Annotated in this window: 11 protein-coding genes, 1 pseudogene and 1 riboswitch; of the genes and pseudogenes, 4 read left to right on the top strand and 8 right to left on the bottom strand. The window is 50.1% G+C overall.

Annotation, left to right across the window (positions count from 1 at the left end):
* Window positions 1–49 precede the first annotated feature (49 nt).
* Window positions 50–283, bottom strand: a riboswitch (cobalamin riboswitch).
* 33 nt (window positions 284–316) lie between these two features.
* The 3 genes from FLP30_RS11465 to FLP30_RS11455 form a co-directional block, all read right to left on the bottom strand.
* Entirely contained in the window at window positions 317–1,342 is a 1,026-nt protein-coding gene (locus FLP30_RS11465) for an MYG1 family protein (RefSeq protein WP_149279918.1), read from the bottom strand.
* Between the two features lie 99 nt (window positions 1,343–1,441).
* Window positions 1,442–2,044: a glutathione S-transferase family protein gene (locus FLP30_RS11460; RefSeq protein WP_149279917.1), complete on the bottom strand. Its 603-nt coding sequence runs from the start codon at window positions 2,042–2,044 to the stop codon at window positions 1,442–1,444.
* Between the two features lie 83 nt (window positions 2,045–2,127).
* A complete protein-coding gene (locus FLP30_RS11455) occupies window positions 2,128–3,840 on the bottom strand; it encodes an ArnT family glycosyltransferase (RefSeq protein ID WP_168200101.1) in 1,713 nt (570 codons plus the stop codon).
* Window positions 3,841–4,293: 453 nt separating this feature from the next.
* Here FLP30_RS11455 and FLP30_RS11450 point away from each other — a divergent pair, with 453 nt between their 5' ends.
* The 4 genes from FLP30_RS11450 (at window position 4,294) to FLP30_RS11435 (ending at window position 11,447) form a co-directional block, all read left to right on the top strand.
* Window positions 4,294–6,747, top strand: coding sequence for a membrane-bound PQQ-dependent dehydrogenase, glucose/quinate/shikimate family (locus FLP30_RS11450; protein ID WP_149279915.1), 2,454 nt, complete (start codon window positions 4,294–4,296; stop codon window positions 6,745–6,747).
* A 168-nt stretch (window positions 6,748–6,915) separates the two neighbouring features.
* A complete protein-coding gene (locus FLP30_RS11445) occupies window positions 6,916–7,752 on the top strand; it encodes a transporter (RefSeq protein ID WP_246856647.1) in 837 nt (278 codons plus the stop codon).
* 528 nt (window positions 7,753–8,280) lie between these two features.
* Window positions 8,281–10,473: a TonB-dependent siderophore receptor gene (locus tag FLP30_RS11440; RefSeq protein ID WP_149279913.1), complete on the top strand. Its 2,193-nt coding sequence runs from the start codon at window positions 8,281–8,283 to the stop codon at window positions 10,471–10,473.
* A 195-nt stretch (window positions 10,474–10,668) separates the two neighbouring features.
* Window positions 10,669–11,447, top strand: a protein-coding gene (locus FLP30_RS11435) for an IS5 family transposase (protein ID WP_210419281.1) whose coding sequence is annotated in 2 segments (ribosomal slippage) — window positions 10,669–10,996 and window positions 10,996–11,447 — 780 coding nt in all. Because the reading frame shifts where the segments join, the coding sequence is not laid out codon by codon here.
* Here FLP30_RS11435 and FLP30_RS11430 read toward each other — a convergent pair.
* From FLP30_RS11430 to FLP30_RS11410, 5 genes and pseudogenes are all read right to left on the bottom strand, one after another.
* Window positions 11,421–12,443, bottom strand: coding sequence for a PAS domain-containing protein (locus FLP30_RS11430; protein WP_149279912.1), 1,023 nt, complete (start codon window positions 12,441–12,443; stop codon window positions 11,421–11,423). The genes FLP30_RS11435 and FLP30_RS11430 overlap by 27 nt on opposite strands.
* Before the next feature lie 448 nt (window positions 12,444–12,891).
* Window positions 12,892–15,546: a Hint domain-containing protein gene (locus FLP30_RS11425; RefSeq protein WP_149279911.1), complete on the bottom strand. Its 2,655-nt coding sequence runs from the start codon at window positions 15,544–15,546 to the stop codon at window positions 12,892–12,894.
* A 43-nt stretch (window positions 15,547–15,589) separates the two neighbouring features.
* A complete protein-coding gene (locus tag FLP30_RS11420) occupies window positions 15,590–16,897 on the bottom strand; it encodes an autotransporter strand-loop-strand O-heptosyltransferase (protein WP_246856520.1) in 1,308 nt (435 codons plus the stop codon).
* A 207-nt stretch (window positions 16,898–17,104) separates the two neighbouring features.
* Window positions 17,105–17,647 (bottom strand): annotated as a pseudogene (locus tag FLP30_RS11415) (transposase); the annotation flags it as partial.
* A gap of 247 nt (window positions 17,648–17,894) precedes the next feature.
* A complete protein-coding gene (locus FLP30_RS11410; RefSeq protein ID WP_149279910.1) occupies window positions 17,895–18,251 on the bottom strand; it encodes a response regulator in 357 nt (118 codons plus the stop codon).
* Window positions 18,252–18,254 lie beyond the last annotated feature (3 nt).

Raw genomic sequence — 18,254 nt, 5'->3', positions numbered from 1 at the left:
ACACGGTTTGTGGCCTCATGGCCTACGGCACCCCGCCATAGCCCATGACACTCAGATAGGTCGGATGGCAGGTTTCCTGACTTGCGGCTGGGACAGTAACGTCCCAAGGGGTCTTTCACCTTCCCGGGGGGAGCCCAGTGGTGGCTTTGCCAGCTACAGGGCAAAGCATAAAAGACCTTTTTTAACCGCTTACAGTTGCGGGGGCAGTGCCGGACTAAGCATGCTTGCTATACCGGCTTCCCTTTTAAATCCCGTGAGGGACACCATCGTATTGTGTGTAACTAGAGGCTTGGAAACTGTCAAAGCCTGACAGATGTCAGGGTGTCTGGTTAAGGGCTGCGTCGATCTCCAATGCACGGCGTGCCATCTCAAGTGCGCCTTCCCGGCTGGCGGCCCCACAGATAAACCGGGCCGGATGTGCGAATTTGGCATCAGCCACGCCGGATACCTGTGCCAGGGCCTGGCCTTCCAGCCCTGCCCAGGCATCAGGCAAAGACACACGTTGGCCAAAATCTCCCCGCACGGGGGGAATAGCTTTGACATTCCACTGGGCTGACCCTGCGGGGGAGACGACGTAAACAACAGGCAGGTTATGCTCAAAAATAACCTTCTCGGTCGGCATGCCGGTATCCATTAGCAGGATACGCTTGTCCTCTGCCTGCTTGTGAGCAGAAAGGACGCGGTCTGTTGCCTTCAGGCTGGCGCGTGTTCTGTCGATACTGTTGCGCAGATGGCTAGCAACGGCCTGAGCAGCATTGGCAAAGCCCTCCGTTTCCTTCTGCTGGGCCATGTCGGCTCCATACAGTTCAGCAGTGTCCCAGGGGGGGCTGCAGGCTGACACAATATCTGCCAGGGAAAGGCGGCCCATTTTCACCACGCCGTTGTCGTCCTGATCAACAGGGATAATCAGGGATTTATCAACGGCCTGCCAGATGGCGGCCAATGTGGCCTCATCTAGGTCGTTCGGCAGAATGTTTCTGATGGCGGCCAGCCCGTAATCTTTCCACAAAAGGCCTGCCGCACTGAATGGAATACCATCATCCCGGAGGGGTTTATCCCGCATGTGGTGGTCATAGCGGCCTTTTGGCGGTGCGTGGATACCGCCAACATCAAACACAATGTCAGCCTCCTGTATCTGCGCAGGAACGCGTGAACGGCTGAATATCAGACGATCCTGCGGGGCAGTGCCAAGCACCCGGCCTCGCAGGTCTCCTGCCGGGGCAAGGGCGTAATGGAGGATGACGTAACCCAGAGTTTCATCGACGTGGAAATTACCCGAATGGGTCAGCGCCTTGACAGGCTGGTTTCCGTTATCAAGACCAATGGGTGTATATTCTGACATGTAAAAGCCCTAACTGCCATCGCGAGGAGGATGCGATGTCCCCCTCATGCCGCACCAACGGGCTCCGTTCAACTGGTGTTTCCAAAAGAAATGGCAGGTTCAGCCGTCAAGGGGGATGTAGCCCGGCAAAGCCTCCACTCTGCGGAGCCATGCCTGGAGCGCAGGATACTCATCCAGACTGATCTCGCCTTCAGGTGCTAGGGCAAGGTATGGGTAAGCGGCACATTCGGCCAGAGTTGGCCCTTCATCTCCAGCCAGCCATTTATGGGTTGTCAGGTGGTGTTCAATAACACCCAGTGTGCGCTGGCTGGCAACGACAGCGGCTGCATGGGAGAGAGGGTAGCCAAATTTCTGAACCAGTCGCGCATCGGCAGGTCCATGCTGAATCTCATTAACGCTGACTGACAGCCACTCTACAACCTTGGCACGTCGCACAGGGTCTTGTGGCCACCAGGCGTTTTGCCCATGCAATTCGGCCAGATAGACCAAAATGGCCTGAGAGTCCCAGATAACAGTGGAGCCGCTTTTGAGCACGGGTACCTGCTGCCAGGGGTTGAGGGCGGTAAACCATGCTTCCTTGTGTTCGGCCCCGGCGAGGTCAACGTCTATAACGTTGAGAGGGACATTGATCAAAGCTGCAAACAGCCTGACTTTGTAACAGTTGCCAGAAAGAGGGCTGCTATAAAGAATGGGTGAAGCCATGGTTGATTGTCCCTCCTACGGGCCTTGCCGATCAAGGATGCTAGCCAGCCATATTCCAAGGGGCAAGGCAATCAAACACTTGATTAAGGAGTGGCACGCTCGAACAGGTAGACAGTCTGGCCAAGGCTTTCAAAGCCCTCCACGGCAGGCCATGGGCCCGGTGCGTAGCGGGAGACATGGGCTAGTCGATACCCATACTCTCCAGCAAACAGCTTTTGGAAAAAGGCACGATTGTCCGTGTCGTGTAAGGTCGTCTCGGCCACGCGTGGTGTTTTTCTGCCGTTCAGGCTTTCAGGGGGAACAGCGCGTAGATAATCCGCTACCCAGAAGTCAGGAATAATCAGGAAACGGGGGTCGCGGGCCTCAACCTGGTCAAATGGAGCCAGTTTTTCCGTAACACCGGGCAGTGGGTTGCGGCGTTTGAGCGGATTGATATCCAACCGGGCAACATTGCCTGTGTCAGGTAGGCGCGGCAGAAAAGCATTGCGCCCATAAGCTTCAATATAATCATTGGGCTGCATGTGTGCCGCGACCCAGCGCTCCATATCGTATCGTGGGTCATTGATCAGGGCGGCATCAATGCCGAGGCATTGATACACGGCAAGACAGGCTATGGTAGCCAGACCTGCCCCTGCTGCGTAGCGTACTTTCCAAGAGTGGCGTGTTGTCAGCCATGCCGCAGCCATGCCGATATAGGGTGCGACAAAAACTGACTGTGGCAGCAGAAAGCGGTTGTCAGAGCGTAATGCCAGCAGATTGAAGCACACTGTGAAGGAAAGAGCGGCCAGTGCGGGCACCAGAGCCGCAACCTGCTTGGCAGGATCATTGCGGAACTGTCGCCAGATGAGAGCGACCCCCATGACAATCAACAAGCCAGTCACCGCAGGGTAAAACCGTGGAAATTGCAGAACCATGTCTGCAAGAAGGCGAAAGCGTCCTTCCAGGTTGGCCGTGTAGCTTGTGTAGTCCTGACTTGCAGGGCCAAGCAGAAAAGCCAGTCGTTTGGAAAAGCCTGATGGGTTGGTTATTGCACCATCAATCAGCAACAGCCCTCCGCCTGCAAGGGTAGCCCATAGGGTCAGAGAGCGGGCAATGGGTGCCCAACTCTGCCGCGCCTTCCTGTCCACGCTGAACCAGAGAACGAGCGATATCGGGAGTGCCAGTAAGAAAACGGCATAAGCCTGATCTTTGGTGGTGATGGCCGCCACTGAGGCAAGAGCGACCCAGCGCAGATGGCGCGGCTGACGTTCGACAAGAAATTTGACCCATCCCCACAGGGCAAGAGAGGCCCAGAAAAGATATGGGCCATCCAGATTGGTGACCTGGCCATAATAAACAAGCGGGGCATCAAGAGCGCAGGCAGCGGCTGCGTAAAGGCCCGCTTTTCGACCCGCAAAGGTTTCTGTCAGTTGCCCGATGAACAGGAGGGTGCCCACCGACATGACGATACTGAGTATGCGCGCCGTGATCGCAAAAAACGTCATATACGGCACGTGTATGAATTGCCCGATCACGTCATGCTGGTTGAGCGTTGGCGCATGCAGGAGTGCCAGCACAACCCCTGGGGCACTGAGCAGAGCAAGCCAGAGCATATGCAGGGGAGGATAGGTAAAATAAGAACCCGGAATATAGGTCTGTGCCAGCCCCACCAAAAAATTGCGCGGGGCAACTCCGTCATCGTCCCACCCGTCAGAGGCGGGTAGCCCCCAGGTGAGGCCCGGTAGGCGGAGTGCAACCGAGACCAATATAATCCAGAACAGAGGCGTACGAACCGCCTTGAAAAGCCGTCCTTTCACAGGGCAAACCCTTTCCATACAGTGCGTCGCCATGTCTCCAGCATCCTGATGTTTCAGGATCTGGCAGGCCCGTGCAGGTGGCATCCAAGCCAGGCGAGAGACATCCCTCTGGCTTCCCTCCATAAGGTTGCGCACGTTTGGGTAGAGCGCGCCTGTCCTGACAAGGGCTGTTTTCTATACGTACGATCATCGTGCCAGCCAAGGGGCTTTTCAGCCCAGTTAGCTGGCAGGCTGGTACGTGGTGCCGCATCAGACCTGCTCAAACTGTCGCAGCTTTGCGACAGATCGGCCGCTTTCTCACACACTGTGGTGAGTGTGTTTATTCCATATTTGAAGGGTCATGATTTTTTTCTGAATAAATTCCGCAGAGAGCCTGCAATGCCACCATTGTAGAAACCGGCTTTTGCGGGTGTCTGCATGGGGGCGTTCTGGGCAATTCAAGGACGATTGAATATGCAGAATAATCATGCACGACTTTGGGCCATAGTGACTGCGCTGTTCCTTGGCGTGGCTGGTCTTTTCCTTTTTCTTGGTGGTGCCCAACTGCTCTTTCTGGGTGGCTCCTGGTTTTATATCGTGGCTGGTGCAATCATGCTTGCCGCTGCCGGTGTTGGCTTTCGTAAGCCGGTTTTGGCAACGCAGTTATATGCAGGGCTGCTGGTCCTTGCCACACTATGGTCTCTCGCGGAGGTCGGGCTGAACATATGGGGGCTGGAGGTCAGGTTGCTCACGCTTGCAGGCCTCGGTTTGTGGCTGCTGCTGCCTGGGGTCTGGCGTAGCCAGAATACATGGTTGCAGGACAAGCGGGTGCTTGCGGGCTCTCTCGCCTTCTCTGGCGTTGTTCTGCTGGCAAGCTGTTTTTCGTCTTATTCCATTACGGGGACGGTGCCTGCCAACCGTATGGCGGCAAGCCTGCCGGAACTGAAAGACATGATGCCCGCCGGTGATTGGCGGTATTATGGGCGCACCGCCCAAGGTGACCGCTATAGCCCGTTGGATCAGATAACCCCAGCCAACATCGGGCGGCTCAAGCGGGCCTGGATCACGGAAACCGGTGATACACAAAAAGCCGGGGAAGCTGTTGTCGCCGGCCCGGACGCCGGGCATGAGTTCAACCTGGAACTGACCCCGATCAAGGTTGATAACACGCTCTATATGTGCACGCCCCATAGCTGGGTGATGGCCATGGATGCCACAACGGGCAAAATAAAATGGAAATATGACCCACAGCCCGCCAAGGCAGACTTGAATGCTAACGTCTATCTGGCCTGCCGGGGGGTCTCTTATTACCGCGTGCCTGACGAAATTCAAACCTCCTGCCGGGAGCGTATATACTCCCCTGTAGCAGATGCCCGTATTGTTGCGGTGAATGCAGAAACCGGTAAGCCCTGTGAAGACTTTGGGGATCACGGCTTTATTTCCATGCGCGACTACATGGGGAATGTGCCGCTTGGCTTCCACTTCATTACCTCCCCACCCCTGGTTATGAAGAACAGGCTGATCACAGGTGGGTGGATTTTTGATAATCAGGCCAATTTTGAGCCATCCGGCGCAGTGCGTGCCTTTGATGCAACCACAGGGAAAATTGCCTGGGTGTGGGATGCTGGGCATGACCCGGAAACATTCACCCCTGCCCCAACCGATATTCTAACGCGTGATACCCCCAATGCCTGGGGTGTTTATACGGCTGATCCAGAACTTGGTTTGGTGTACCTCGGCACCGGCAACGCCCCGCCTGATAACTGGGGTGGATCGCGCCGTGCGTTTGATGATGCGACATCCAGCGCGACAGTTGCCCTGGATATTGTTTCTGGCCAGAGGCGCTGGATTTTCCAGACTGTCCACCATGACCTGTGGGATATGGACATTCCGTCTGGTCCGTCCATGGTTGATTTGCCTGGACCGGATGGCACATCTGTGCCTGCCCTTGTGCAGAGCACAAAACGAGGTGAGTTCTTTGTGCTTGATCGGCGCACAGGTCAGCCAGTGCCGGGTTACGAAGTGGAAGAGCGCCCTGTGCCGACGCAAGGGCATGCCGTTGATGATCGGGTTTCTGCCACACAGCCATTCCCTGCAACCATGCCCTCTCTCACACCGCCGGACCTGAAGGAGGCCGATATGTGGGGGGCAACATTGCTGGACCAGATGATCTGCCGCATCCAGTATCGGCAGTCGGCTTATGACGGGCAGTTTACCCCTCCTCATGTTGGTAAGACAACCATTGTCTACCCGGCCTTTTATGGTGTGATTGACTGGCAGGGCGTTACTGTTGATCCCGCCCGCAAGCTCCTGTTTGCCAATGCCAGCTATCTGCCCTTCCGTATCAAGCTGGACCATCGCACCAAGCTTGAACAGGATGGTGTGCTGCCCAAATGGAACGGAGACGGGAATGAGCCTTCGCCCAAGGGGAATGCCCTGGCAATTTCGCCTGACTACGGCACACCTTATGTCGCCTATACCGACCCCTGGCTGAACCCCTTGCAGATTCCGTGCAAAGGCCCTGTGTGGGGCACGCTGACAGCCATTGACCTTGTGACCAAGAAAATTGTCTGGCAGCACCCTGTTGGTACAACACGCGATACCGGGCCTTTTAGAACCCACACCAATATCCCGCTTCCAACAGGGATGTATAATATTGGCGGTAATATTGTAACTCGCGGTGGTGTTCTGTTCATGGGTGCCACAGCCGATGATTACCTGCGCGCCTTTGATGTGGCGACGGGGGATGTGCTCTGGCGGGACCGTCTGCCAGCCGGTGGGCAGGCCACGCCTATGTCTTATGAGAGCGGTGGCAAACAATACGTAGTGATTGCTGCTGGTGGGCATGGCGGGCTGGGTACCCGCAGTGGTGACTACATTGTCGCCTATACGCTGGATGGTGTGCAGGGAACACCTGCCAAACCGTAAACTATACTCCTGACCAGATGCGCTTTTCTGGTCAGGATACTTAAACCATCACTCAAAAACGTCACGGTGCTGTCTGTTTAGATTAGCACCGTGATGGAGAGGCGTATCATGTGTATGACCAGACGAGTGGTACGGCATGTTCCGTGCTTGGGGTTTTATGTTCTCATTATGTTCTTTTTTGTCGTCAGCCCAGTTAATGCTGCCGATATCACCCTGGGCATTATCGGCCCCCATGAATATGACCTGCCTGTCGATTACAAGCCCTTTAATGTGCTGGTCCAATATGGTGATGGCAACGCGGCAGGTATGGCCTATAATGGCTCTGGTCAGCGAGTAAAAAACCATGGTGGCAGCCATACATGGTCGGGCATGACAAAATATGTTCATTTCAGAACCTTTGACGCCCTGCCTCACGTTGGGTTTGCGTTTGAGATTATCCAATCGGAAAATTTCACCTTGGCGGGAGGGAAAAACTACGGGGGCTTGGGTGCGACAATTGTTGGTCCTGCTGTGTGGATGAAACCAAGCAAGAACAGTACGCTAGGTTTTCAGACATTCATGCAAACACCGTCAGGAACACGCGATACGCTGGCGACCCATTACTGGGCCAATATTTCGAGTATATTTTTTGATTATGAGTGGAAGCATTTCAGCTTTGATGGTGACATCGGGACAGTTGTAGGCTCTACAAAGCATATCAAAAAAGAACACAGCTTTTCGCCCGGTGTGGTTTTTTACAGCAACCTGCGTTTTAGCTGGAAAGCAACAAAGCTGATTGAACCCTTTTTTGCATTTGACTGGCAGAACGTTGGCGGCACATATGACCAGACACTTAACCGTTCCGTGCTCGATACCAGCAGTCGTGAGGTCGCTTCCGGGGTTGGTATTATGTTCAATATCAGCCGGACCATGAGTATCACTGCCCGTTACAGTCATTCTTTGGAAGGCCGGAATACTCCAGAGACTAATGCATATTATGTGAAGCTTCTTTATCTCTGGCCGTAATTTACATACTGAACGGTTTGGAAACTCTTTATACTGACTTATCTGTAAAGCCATCTCATGTGTCGGGATTGGAGTGGGGGCTTCCCTGTATGGTCCCGGACTGGTGTTTTTAGTGTGCTCCGCCCTGACTTTGAGAAGGTACAGACCTGTCCTGATAGCAGTAAACGTAGCTGCCTTAAGCGCTATTGCATTGATGCCACGCCGTCAGTCTGATGTGATCGTGCGCTCAGGATGAATGTTGAAGTAGATGACGTTGCCGCCAGATACACTTGTCGGCCCCTCACCCACCTAAAGCCAGATGCAGGTTCTGTCCGTTGTTTGAGCAGACTGGTGCATGAATCTTGTAGGGGGATCAAAAGCGGTTTCAAAAATATCACCCTATGCTCCGGACTGTTTTTGGAACTCTGACCATAGAGACGCGCTCAAATTCCACGCATCTGTTGTGGAATTAATGCCTTCTTGACATATATGATAATCATTCTCAATATCAAAAAGGTTTTATCAACTTTTCGAGACTTCGGAATACAAATGTCTGGCCATTCCCGCAGCAGATTCTGCTTGTACCTTTTTCTTGCTATCGAGGCTGCTTATTGTGTCGATAGTGGCCATGCCGAGGTCAGTCCGCATAAACAGGTGCATGACAGCAAAGAGGAGCATTCTCAAGGCGAACACAAACCCCTGAATGCAGAGAACGGGCAGCAAGAGAACATCCTCGTTACTTCTGGGCGGCATGGCCTTCTGCCTCGCACAGTCAGTGCAGCGACGAAAACGTCCGTTCCGGTCGACCTGACCCCTCAGGCCATTACAGTTATCACACAAGCCCGCATGAATATGTTGAATTCGCGGAGCCTTTCCGAGGCCGTACGCTATTCGGCGGGCGTGTCCGATTATGGCTCCAAGGATGATCCGCGCGGCTATTTTGGCACAATCAGAGGGTTTTCGCCTGATATCTATCTGGATGGAACCCGCACGCCAGATGCAGCTTCTTCCCAGTCATTCAGTATCGAGCCCTGGGGTTTGGAAGAAATGGATGTGCTGCGTGGAGCATCCTCAGCACTTTATGGTTCTGGGCAGCTCGGTGGCATTATTAACGCAGTCAGCAAGCGCCCTACTAGAGATCAGACAAACGAACTTGCTTTTCAGACTGGATCATACGGGCGTGTGCAAGGGGCAGCAGATGTCGGCGGTGCGTTTAATGGCAGCAAGACTCTTTTATGGCGTTTCAATGGATTAGTCCGCAAGTCTGACTCATACGCAATCAACATCAAGAACAACGAGATCTATGTTGCACCGTCCTTGCGTTGGCGCCCGGACGAGAAGACCGACTTCACTATCCTTGCCAGTTACGAGCAATTGGATGCGGGCTCTACTGCCCAGTTTCTTCCTGCTATCGGAACGGTATTTCCCTCACGGCGAGGCTATATTGCCCGTAATTTTCTTTCCAGCGATGCAGGTTTCGATGTTTATTCCAAAAGGCAGGCGGCGATTGGATATTCGTTTGTTCGCCACCTCTTACCGAACTGGACGATTACGCAGAACATGCGTTATGCGCATCTGGACTTGGATTATCGTTTTGTCACGACCACTGCGCTGTCAGCCAATGATGAGAGCATCACACGGCGGGCGCTCCGTCAGTCCGCAAACTACAACAACGTCACACTGGATACGCGCTCAGATGTCACCTTTCACACTGGGCCAGTCCATCACGACATCCTTTTTGGCGTAGATTTCCGCAGTGATTTTATAGCCACCCGACGTGGCCAAAGAAATGTATCGTCTCTCAATCTGTATAATCCTGTTTATACCACGATTGCATGGCCCACTTATGCCACGACGACAAATAGCAATGAGACTGAGACAGACACCGGTATCTATGCCCAGGAGCAGGCAACCTGGAGACATTTTTATTTAACCCTTTCGGGGCGTGGAGACTTTACCCAGAGCCTGACGGTTAACAACCTGACGAATGATAAAACACCGCAGCGAAACAATGCCTTTACAGGGCGCGTTGGGCTTTTGTACCAAACAGCGTTTGGGCTTAATCCATATGTCTCATACGCGACATCTTTCCAGCCGCAGGTCGGGCTGACGTATGATAACACGCCCTATCAGCCGACTTTTGGAAAGCAGATTGAAGTGGGGGTCAAGTATAAGCCGGGTAAAATCGGTAATCTTGTGCAGAATTTTATGTTGACGGCAGATGTGTTTAACCTTGTCGAGGACAACGTCCTGACGACAGACCCCAATCACACCTCCTTTGAGATTCAGACCGGACAGCAGAGAACGCGCGGATTTGAATTCGAGGGGATAGGACGTCTGCCATATAAAATCGACTTTATTGCATCGTACACATATCAAGACCCACGCATTACCAAAAGCACGATTGCCAGTGAGGTAGGTCAAAGACCAGTGACCATTCCATCGCACATGGCATCTCTTTTCCTGCAACGCGATGTTCATTTTGGGTCTGATTGGGTCGCAGGTTTGGGCAGTGGGCTGCGTTATACAGGCAATACGGCAGGGTCCCTGCCCGAGACTTTTAGCGTGCCGTCCCAACTGGTTTGGGATTTGGAAGCCCATCTCGACTATCGGCGTACCCGCATCCAGTTTAATGGTACGAACATGACAGACCGCAAATATGTTGCCATCTGTACTCGTTCAGTCGCCTGTGCATGGGCACCTGGACGCGCAGCCTTTGTGACACTTTCTACCCGTTGGTAAAAGATATTGAGAGGCTGCACTCCATATTACCCCGCGACTTATGGCGGGGTAATATGAATCAAACAGATTTGAGATCAAATAGTCCAAACATCAATGCAATGCTTTTGAAGTCTCTGTGCTTAGGTTCTGTTGACAAAAGGTCTTTGCAGGCTGGCCTGGACGTGATTCAACGCGGGTCTTTACGGAGACCTGTGGATGCGTGGCGACCTGACGGACGAGGAATGGGCGATCATTGGCGGCCTGCTGCCGCCTGAACGTGGCCGCTGGTCCCGACCAGCACAGGATAATCGTCTGTTTCTCAACGGAATGCTTTATGTCCTGCGTGTCGGTTGTCCGTGGCGGGACATGCATGAGCGCTACGGAAAATGGAACTCAGTGTATGTGCGGTTCCGTCGATGGGCAGAGCAAGGCGTCTGGGACGCTCTACTGGAAACGCTGGTTGAACTCGGCCTGACCGATGACTGGCAGCACATGATCGACAGCACGGTCATTCGGGGTCACAGCCAGGCGGCTGGCGCAAAAGGGGGACTCATAAGGAAGGCTTTGGTCGAAGCCGCGGCGGCTTTACGAGCAAGATCCACGCCCGCGTTGACGGTCAGGGACGCCCTCTTGGCTTTGAACTGACGGGCGGTGAAATTTCTGACTACTCTGGCGCTGATGCCCTGATGGACCTACCGGTCGTGACACCGCGCCGACTTCTGGCCGACAAAGGGTATGATAGTGACAGGATACGGCAGAACCTGCTTTTTCGAGGTATTCTTCCTGTTATCCCGCCGCGTTCAAACCGCACAGAGGATATCCCCTGCGACTTCCGTTGTTATCGGGATCGCAACCGTATCGAGCGGATGTTCAACAAGCTGAAGCAGTTCCGACGTATCGCCACACGCTATGACAAGACAAGAAAATCGTTTCTCGCCTTTCTTAACCTCGCAGCCGTAAAACTGTGGCTACCGTCTTTTGTCAACAGAACCTAGATTGGCGGCCTGTATTTCAGTCCGACGCGCAAGATCATTGGAGGCTATGGCGATCTCATGAGCGCCGTTTCCAACTGTTCCGACCGAATCTGAAATGGCAGCAACCGTAGTTTCAAGGTTTTCTATTGCGGTATTGAAATCGGTCCGTAATTTTTCGTAGGCCGGATCAATATTCTTGGTCACACGATAATGCAGCGTATTGTCGGCCAGGGTATTCAAGCCAGCAGCAATTTCATCAATGGCCTGCACACGACTGGTTACATCTGTCGCAAACTTGACGACTTTAATAACTCGCTCCTTGTGGTCAAAAATTGGATTATAGGATGCTTGAAGCCAAATGATCTTGCCGTTTTTTCCAACTCGTTTGAATTCGGCCGTGACGAACTCCCCTGCCTGAAGTTTTTTCCAGAACGCAGCGTAATCTGCACTCTGAACATAATCTGGTTCTACAAACATGCTGTGATGCTTGCCCTGAATCTCGCTCAGCTCATATGATATGACGCGCAGGAAGTTTTCATTGGCTGTCAAAATTTCACCGTTCGGTGAAAACTCTATTATCGCTTGTACACGCGAGACTGCATCCAATTTCCCTTTTGAATCTGCAGCTTGCAAGGCAGCTTCAGTGGTAATGGCTGCGACCTTCACGACCTTGTAAACACGGCCCATAACGTCCTGAACAGGCGTGTAGGATGCCCGCAAGGAAACCTCGACGCCGCTTTTCGCAACACGGATGTACTCTCGTGTATCGAACTCACCATGAGTCAGTTTATTCCAAAAAGCCGTATATTCTACGCTACGTGCATAGTCAGGCTCGACAAACATGGAGTGATGCTGACCACGAATTTCATGTAGTCGATATCCCATAGCAGAACAGAAGTTCTCGTTTGCAGTCAGGATTTTGCCGTTGGTATCAAACTCGATAATTGCAAACGACCTCTGAAGTGCCGCAAGTGTCGCTTTCGCATCTGCCCATCTGCCCGGCCAAGATTTCAGCATTTATAATCTTCTCCAAACACTCAGTTCGTGGGCCCTTAACTGAATTTCTCTTGTTTTTGTTACAACATTTTCATGCGAATTAAGAATTAATACATACAATTAACTATTTTTAAAATCAAGAAAAACAACATGAAAAGAAAATAAGGCATCGTTGGGAATAGTTATAACAAACAGTCCCTACACGTTTGATACGCGTGGAAGAGTTGTTGTGAGTGTTTGATTTCAAACGAAATGAACGGCTCAGAACTGCTCGGCTGACAGATTCAGGATCGTTTATAGGTTTGCGACCGAAGGGAGGTACGGTTTGGCTGGAACGGCTGAATGAAGAGCCGCTCCAGCCATCAGATTGGTCTGGTAGCGCTTTGATCGCTGTTCAATCCAGACATTTGCGCATCTCAATTGTGGGTCTTATTTGAGCCGTAGTTTCAACAATATTCTTGGACGCTTTTTAAGCAGATAATTCTACGCAACCACTTTCGCATTCAATGAGGTATGGTCCAGAATGAAGTATTTGTACAGATAAAACTACAGTATTATGTATATCTCTCTGTTTCAAAGATAGATATGCATTACCATTTGTCCAGCAGCAGGATGTGTTTTCTTTTGCATACCAACCATCTGGTGTCGATTTTTCGAGGTGCTGCTCTATCCAGTATGTTTTGCCCGCATCAAAAAGCATGATTTTTCCGACAAGCACGCCAAGATTGCGACGATCATCAACAAACGGACCTATCGTGTCTGATGGGCGAGACGTGCGCGACACTAACCTGACTGACTTTATCCCTGCTGGAATTGAAAATATAGTATAGCCTTTTGTTTCTCTGGCTTTGTAAAGTATCTGCCCAGTGTCAGCGACAAGATGGAAAGCTGGATCATTATCCCATTTTTTAGTGAGGGTTTTGTTTTCGAATTCAAGTATTTTAGAGCGCTCATGTATTTTGTGGAATATGGGCTCGACCACTTCTCGGGCGACAGTCAGTGGGGCGCAGCCATGTGTTGCCCATGTTTGCGTATAATTTCTTGCTGGTGTTATTTGATTTGAATGCAATCCAATGGGGCGATTGCCGGTATCGAGATAACTTTCAGACAATGCGCCATCAGACCAGATAACAGAGTGTTCCTCTGTTTCAATATGGAATATGTCATAGGACGTCATTGTATGATCATAAAAAATACTCGAGCCATTAACCAGCATGCGAGCTGGGATAAACATGCCCTCGAAAAACAGACTATGCTCTGCCGTAACCAGGAGGTCCTTATGGGGAATACCATCAGCAATGGCATTTTTGCAAATACGAACTGGATACCCAGAAAGATCGTCAGGTTGACCGTAACGGAATGTATTTTTCTTATGTCCAGCCCATATTAATTTTTGGATTTTCTGTTTTTTATTTTCCCAATCATAGGTAATGATTTCATCACCAGCAGTAAGTTTTTCAATGGGAACCTCCCCTGACGGGGTCAGAATAAGAGTGCCTGCAAGAAAGCAAATATCCAAAGCACCCCCGTTTACAACAAGATTGCCACCGGAGGTTACTGTTGGCGTGTCAATATTTCCGCCACTATTAACAGAGATATAGCCTCCTGAGGAAACATAAGGAGTTGTAAGTGTTGCGCCACTATAAACATACGTAATGTCAACGCCATACCCGCTATTATAATACGTATCATTAACGGAGCTTGCGCCAGAACTCAGATAAACTGGATCTGAATTAAAAATATTACCGCTAGTAATGCCGCCAGAGTTGACAGAAACATAACCGTTTTGAATATAAGAACTCGTTAATTCAGCGCCATTGTTGACGATAACAAGAGAGATTCCACCTGTTGTAGTGTTAATTCCAGATGCAGTGGCGCCTGACATAATATTTAATGTTGCACCATTGGCCAAGGTAACAGCACCACTAACGGTAGCCGTGCCACTTTGGTATACTGTGCCATTCGCGGTGCTAACTGCACTCCATGAGCCCTGAAGAGTTGTGGCATCAGAGGGTAATGTCAAGGTGGCCCCTGCCCCACTTCCATAAGGCCCATTGATATAAACCACCCCACCACTGTTGGCAGAAATATTAGAGGCTATCGCGTTGCTATTGGCGGAAAGGATACCGCCGGACGATACAATGGTTCCAACTACTGTTGCACCGCTGTCAGCGTATGTCAGATCATTATTAAAGCCACTGTTATAGACGATGTCATTAACAGAACTCCCCCCAGAACTGATATAAACTGGGTCTGAATTGAGCATATTACCGCTGGTGATACCACCTGATTTGACATATATATAACCATTCTCAATATAAGAATTAAGAAGTTCTCCCCCCCCACTTACCGTGACTGTGGCAGCACCGCCTGGAACTGTATTTAAGCCCGATGCCGTGGCTCCAGACATAATGTTCAAGGTAGCCCCATTGGCCAGGACAACGGGACTGCTGGCAACCGTGCTGCCGCTTTGATAGACAGTACCACTCGCAGTGCTAACTGCAGACCATGTTCCTGACAGAACCAGAGCCGTATTCTGGTCTGTATTGCCGCTTTGACCCGAGAGCACAACGCCTGAAAATACGGAAGATCCAGAAGCAATATAACCACCACTGCTGGCCACAAAGTCATTAGTGGTTCCGCTTGCCAGATTTGCTACGCCACTGGAATAAACTGTTAAATTATTGACCGCAGCACCACTGCTGACAACAAGGGAGCCACCAGAAGACACAATAGCGCCGGACAGTGTTGCGCCACTGGCAACATAAACAGTATCGACACCATAGCCGCTGTTATAATAAGTGTCGTTTAAAGAACTTGCGCCCGCACTTAAATATACAGGGTCAGAGTTGAAAATATTTCCACTCGTGACGCCTCCCGAACTGACATAGACGTAACCATTGTCAATATGGGAGTTCAGGAGTTCTCCCCCTCCCAAGACATTGACGGTTGCTATGCCCCCTACGGTGGTGCTGACATCTGAAGCAATAGCCCCTGATGTTATGGTGAGAGTTGTTCCATTTTGCAAAATAACAGAACCACTGACTGTAGTACTGCCACTTTGATAGACTGTCCCGTTGCCTGTGCTAACGGCAGACCATGTTCCGGCGAGTGTTGTTGCCATGTCAGTGCTCCTGGAGTTCCGTAAGGGAAGAGTGATTTACCTGTCAGATCGGAGGCAGGTCTTTCATCAGATCTTTGATGGTTTTGATAACCTGATCGCTTGAGATAAGGCGTGAGCATTCGAATTGCTGCTGTGTTCCTTCATGACGTGGGCACCAAAGAAAATTGTTATGATCAAATTGGTGCTTAGGGTCATTCCAGCAGGAATTACAGGCATGCCAATTGATAACACGCCAAGGTGTATGAAACTCATTCGTGGGGTGGGTAAATCCAGAAATCATGACAACTTTGCACTGCACAGCCCAAGCCAGCCAGGCAAGACCGGAACTGGTCCCGATGAAAAATTCAGCATGCCGGAGCCATTGTGCCCGTTCTGCAAGTGGTCGATTACCGGTTTCATCTTCAACACCAAAGGGGATATGATTCCAAACAAGGCCTGCACCATGTACTTTATCGCGATCTATACAAATAACACGGTAGCCACATTGTTTTAGGAAACTGATAACAGACGACCATCCATGCGGATTATTCCAATATTTGCATTGAGCTGAACTCTGTACAGCAATGCAGACATAAGGCTCTTTGATGGGTCTTTTGGTTTCATCAAATACCAACTTTGGCCGTTGCTCATCAGGATCAACGCCAAGAATATAGGCTGCTGTTTTATGCAACCCGACAAATCTAAAATCTGTAGGTTGTCGATCGCAATTTTCATCTTGAAAAAAAAGACCCAGATTATAAATAGAATATGCAGTTTCAGATAATTTTTCTTTTTCTGCGCGTAATTTTGTAATGAATTTTATTTTTGGATATGTTTTTTCAAAAAGTGGAATAAAATTTTCTGATAACACGCAATAAATCTGACAAGGATATTTTTCAGAAAATTTTGCGACATAGGGGAACCAAGCTAATACATCTCCTAATGTGCCAACAGGCAGTTGAATAAGAATAGTTTTTTCTTCTGACAAATCATGTTGATGGGAGTATATTTCCTTAGTGTTTCCGTTGGGAAGAACTTCTGAAATGGATAGCGAAAAAGGCACAAAATATTTTTTTACTGAGCATACCATGCCATGTTCAATAGTTGCGCTATAAACTATTGTTCCTGTTTTTTCATCTTTTATTGTTATTTTCCATTGTGTCCCATTTTTGCGAGGAACAGAGATGCGAATTCCATCGTTGTAATCAAAACGAATGCCGTCAACTGCTATTTGTGTAGGCACTGCACTTGGAGTTAGGTAAGGATATTCACCTGTTCTTTCAGCACTGCAATCCTCAGAGTTGTTATTAGAAAGAGGATTACTATGTTCGAGTGCAAATTCGGCCTCGTTAAGTAGGGTCATTTCATCCATATGCAGACACTCAGGAAAGAAAGGAAATTTCTCCTTTCAATAATCAAGAAGCATGCATAATTTGTTAAAAAATATTTTGGGAAATTTAATTTTTAGAGATTGAAAAAACTGGAGAGATCGAAGAACCGTTAGTTGATGCGCTGCGCTCATGATTTTTGGTTTTTGGCGTGCTGATTGACGGTTCTTGGAATGGTGTTTGCTCTGCGTTGTCCATCGTGCATGATGATCCTTGTGCGACAGCTTTGCGGTATTGTCCTGCCTGGAGATCCGCTTTCTCGGCGTTCGTATTGCGCTGCTTTGGAGCAGTCAACGGCGTCGCGTCCAAGATTTGGCCCGACATAGGCAGATAACCGGCGTTGCGCAGGGTCGTGTCAAACCGCTCAAACAGTCTCTCAATGGCACCCGCCTAGCTCAGGCGCCCACGAAACAGCTAGGCCGTTTTTGCATCCGACACACGGTCTGAAGTCCCAGACCAAGGAAGCACATGAACGACAGGCGGTCGTTAATCAGATACTCTGTCCGCTCATCAGATAAATTGTTCAGCGTCTGGATTACCAAGATCTTGAACATCAGCACCGGATCAAAAGGCGGTCGTCCGTCTTTGCTCCCGTCCGAATAGGCCAGTGCCAACTCCAAATAAGGGCGGAACACCTCAAAATCCACAGTTTGGGAAAATGCTTCGAGCTGATCACCAAGCTCATTCAGCCGAGCAAGCTGCTCTTCAACATCAAAGAAACCCGGCTGCTTCATCTTCCATACCCCCAATCAACGCACGGGAAATGGGATCTCACAGAACAGGTCAGAGCCAAGGGGTTTTTTGAACCCTCCACCTTCTTTTCAGCTATCTGTCTCGTTGTAACTGTTAACTTCTGATTATGAGTCCTGTGCCTTAGGCAGAGTAAGGAAAAAAACCATCAATGCTTGTCAGTTGAGTCCCTAATCAGGATATAACCGTTTCAATCAACGGCTTTTCGATCTGATCGTGTTACATATAGAATCAGAAATTTTCCATATTCCTCATGCATTCAGTAAGAGAAAACTGTAGTTCATCGATAGATGTTGGTTTTTGACATACTTTAGATTTTGGGTATCTTTTTTGTAAGTCGATGATATTGGCATGCCCTGAATGAAAAAAGATAGGTATATTTTTTTCGTATAATTTATCTGCGACGGGGAAAATATCGCCATCTGGAAGACGCACATCTAAAATAGCACATAAGGGCATTTTCACATTAATCGCGGCAGAAGCAGATTGCACTGTGTCGTAAGGACCATATACAGAAAATCCACAATCCATGATAAGATTTTCAATATCTAAAGCGATAAGAAATTCATCTTCGACAATTAAAATCATTGT

It is taken from the genome of Acetobacter vaccinii (assembly GCF_008365315.1).
Classification (GTDB): Bacteria; Pseudomonadota; Alphaproteobacteria; order Acetobacterales; family Acetobacteraceae; genus Acetobacter; species Acetobacter vaccinii.
The sequence above is the reverse complement of the archived record's forward strand: the minus strand, read 5'-3'. Positions and strand labels throughout refer to the sequence as shown.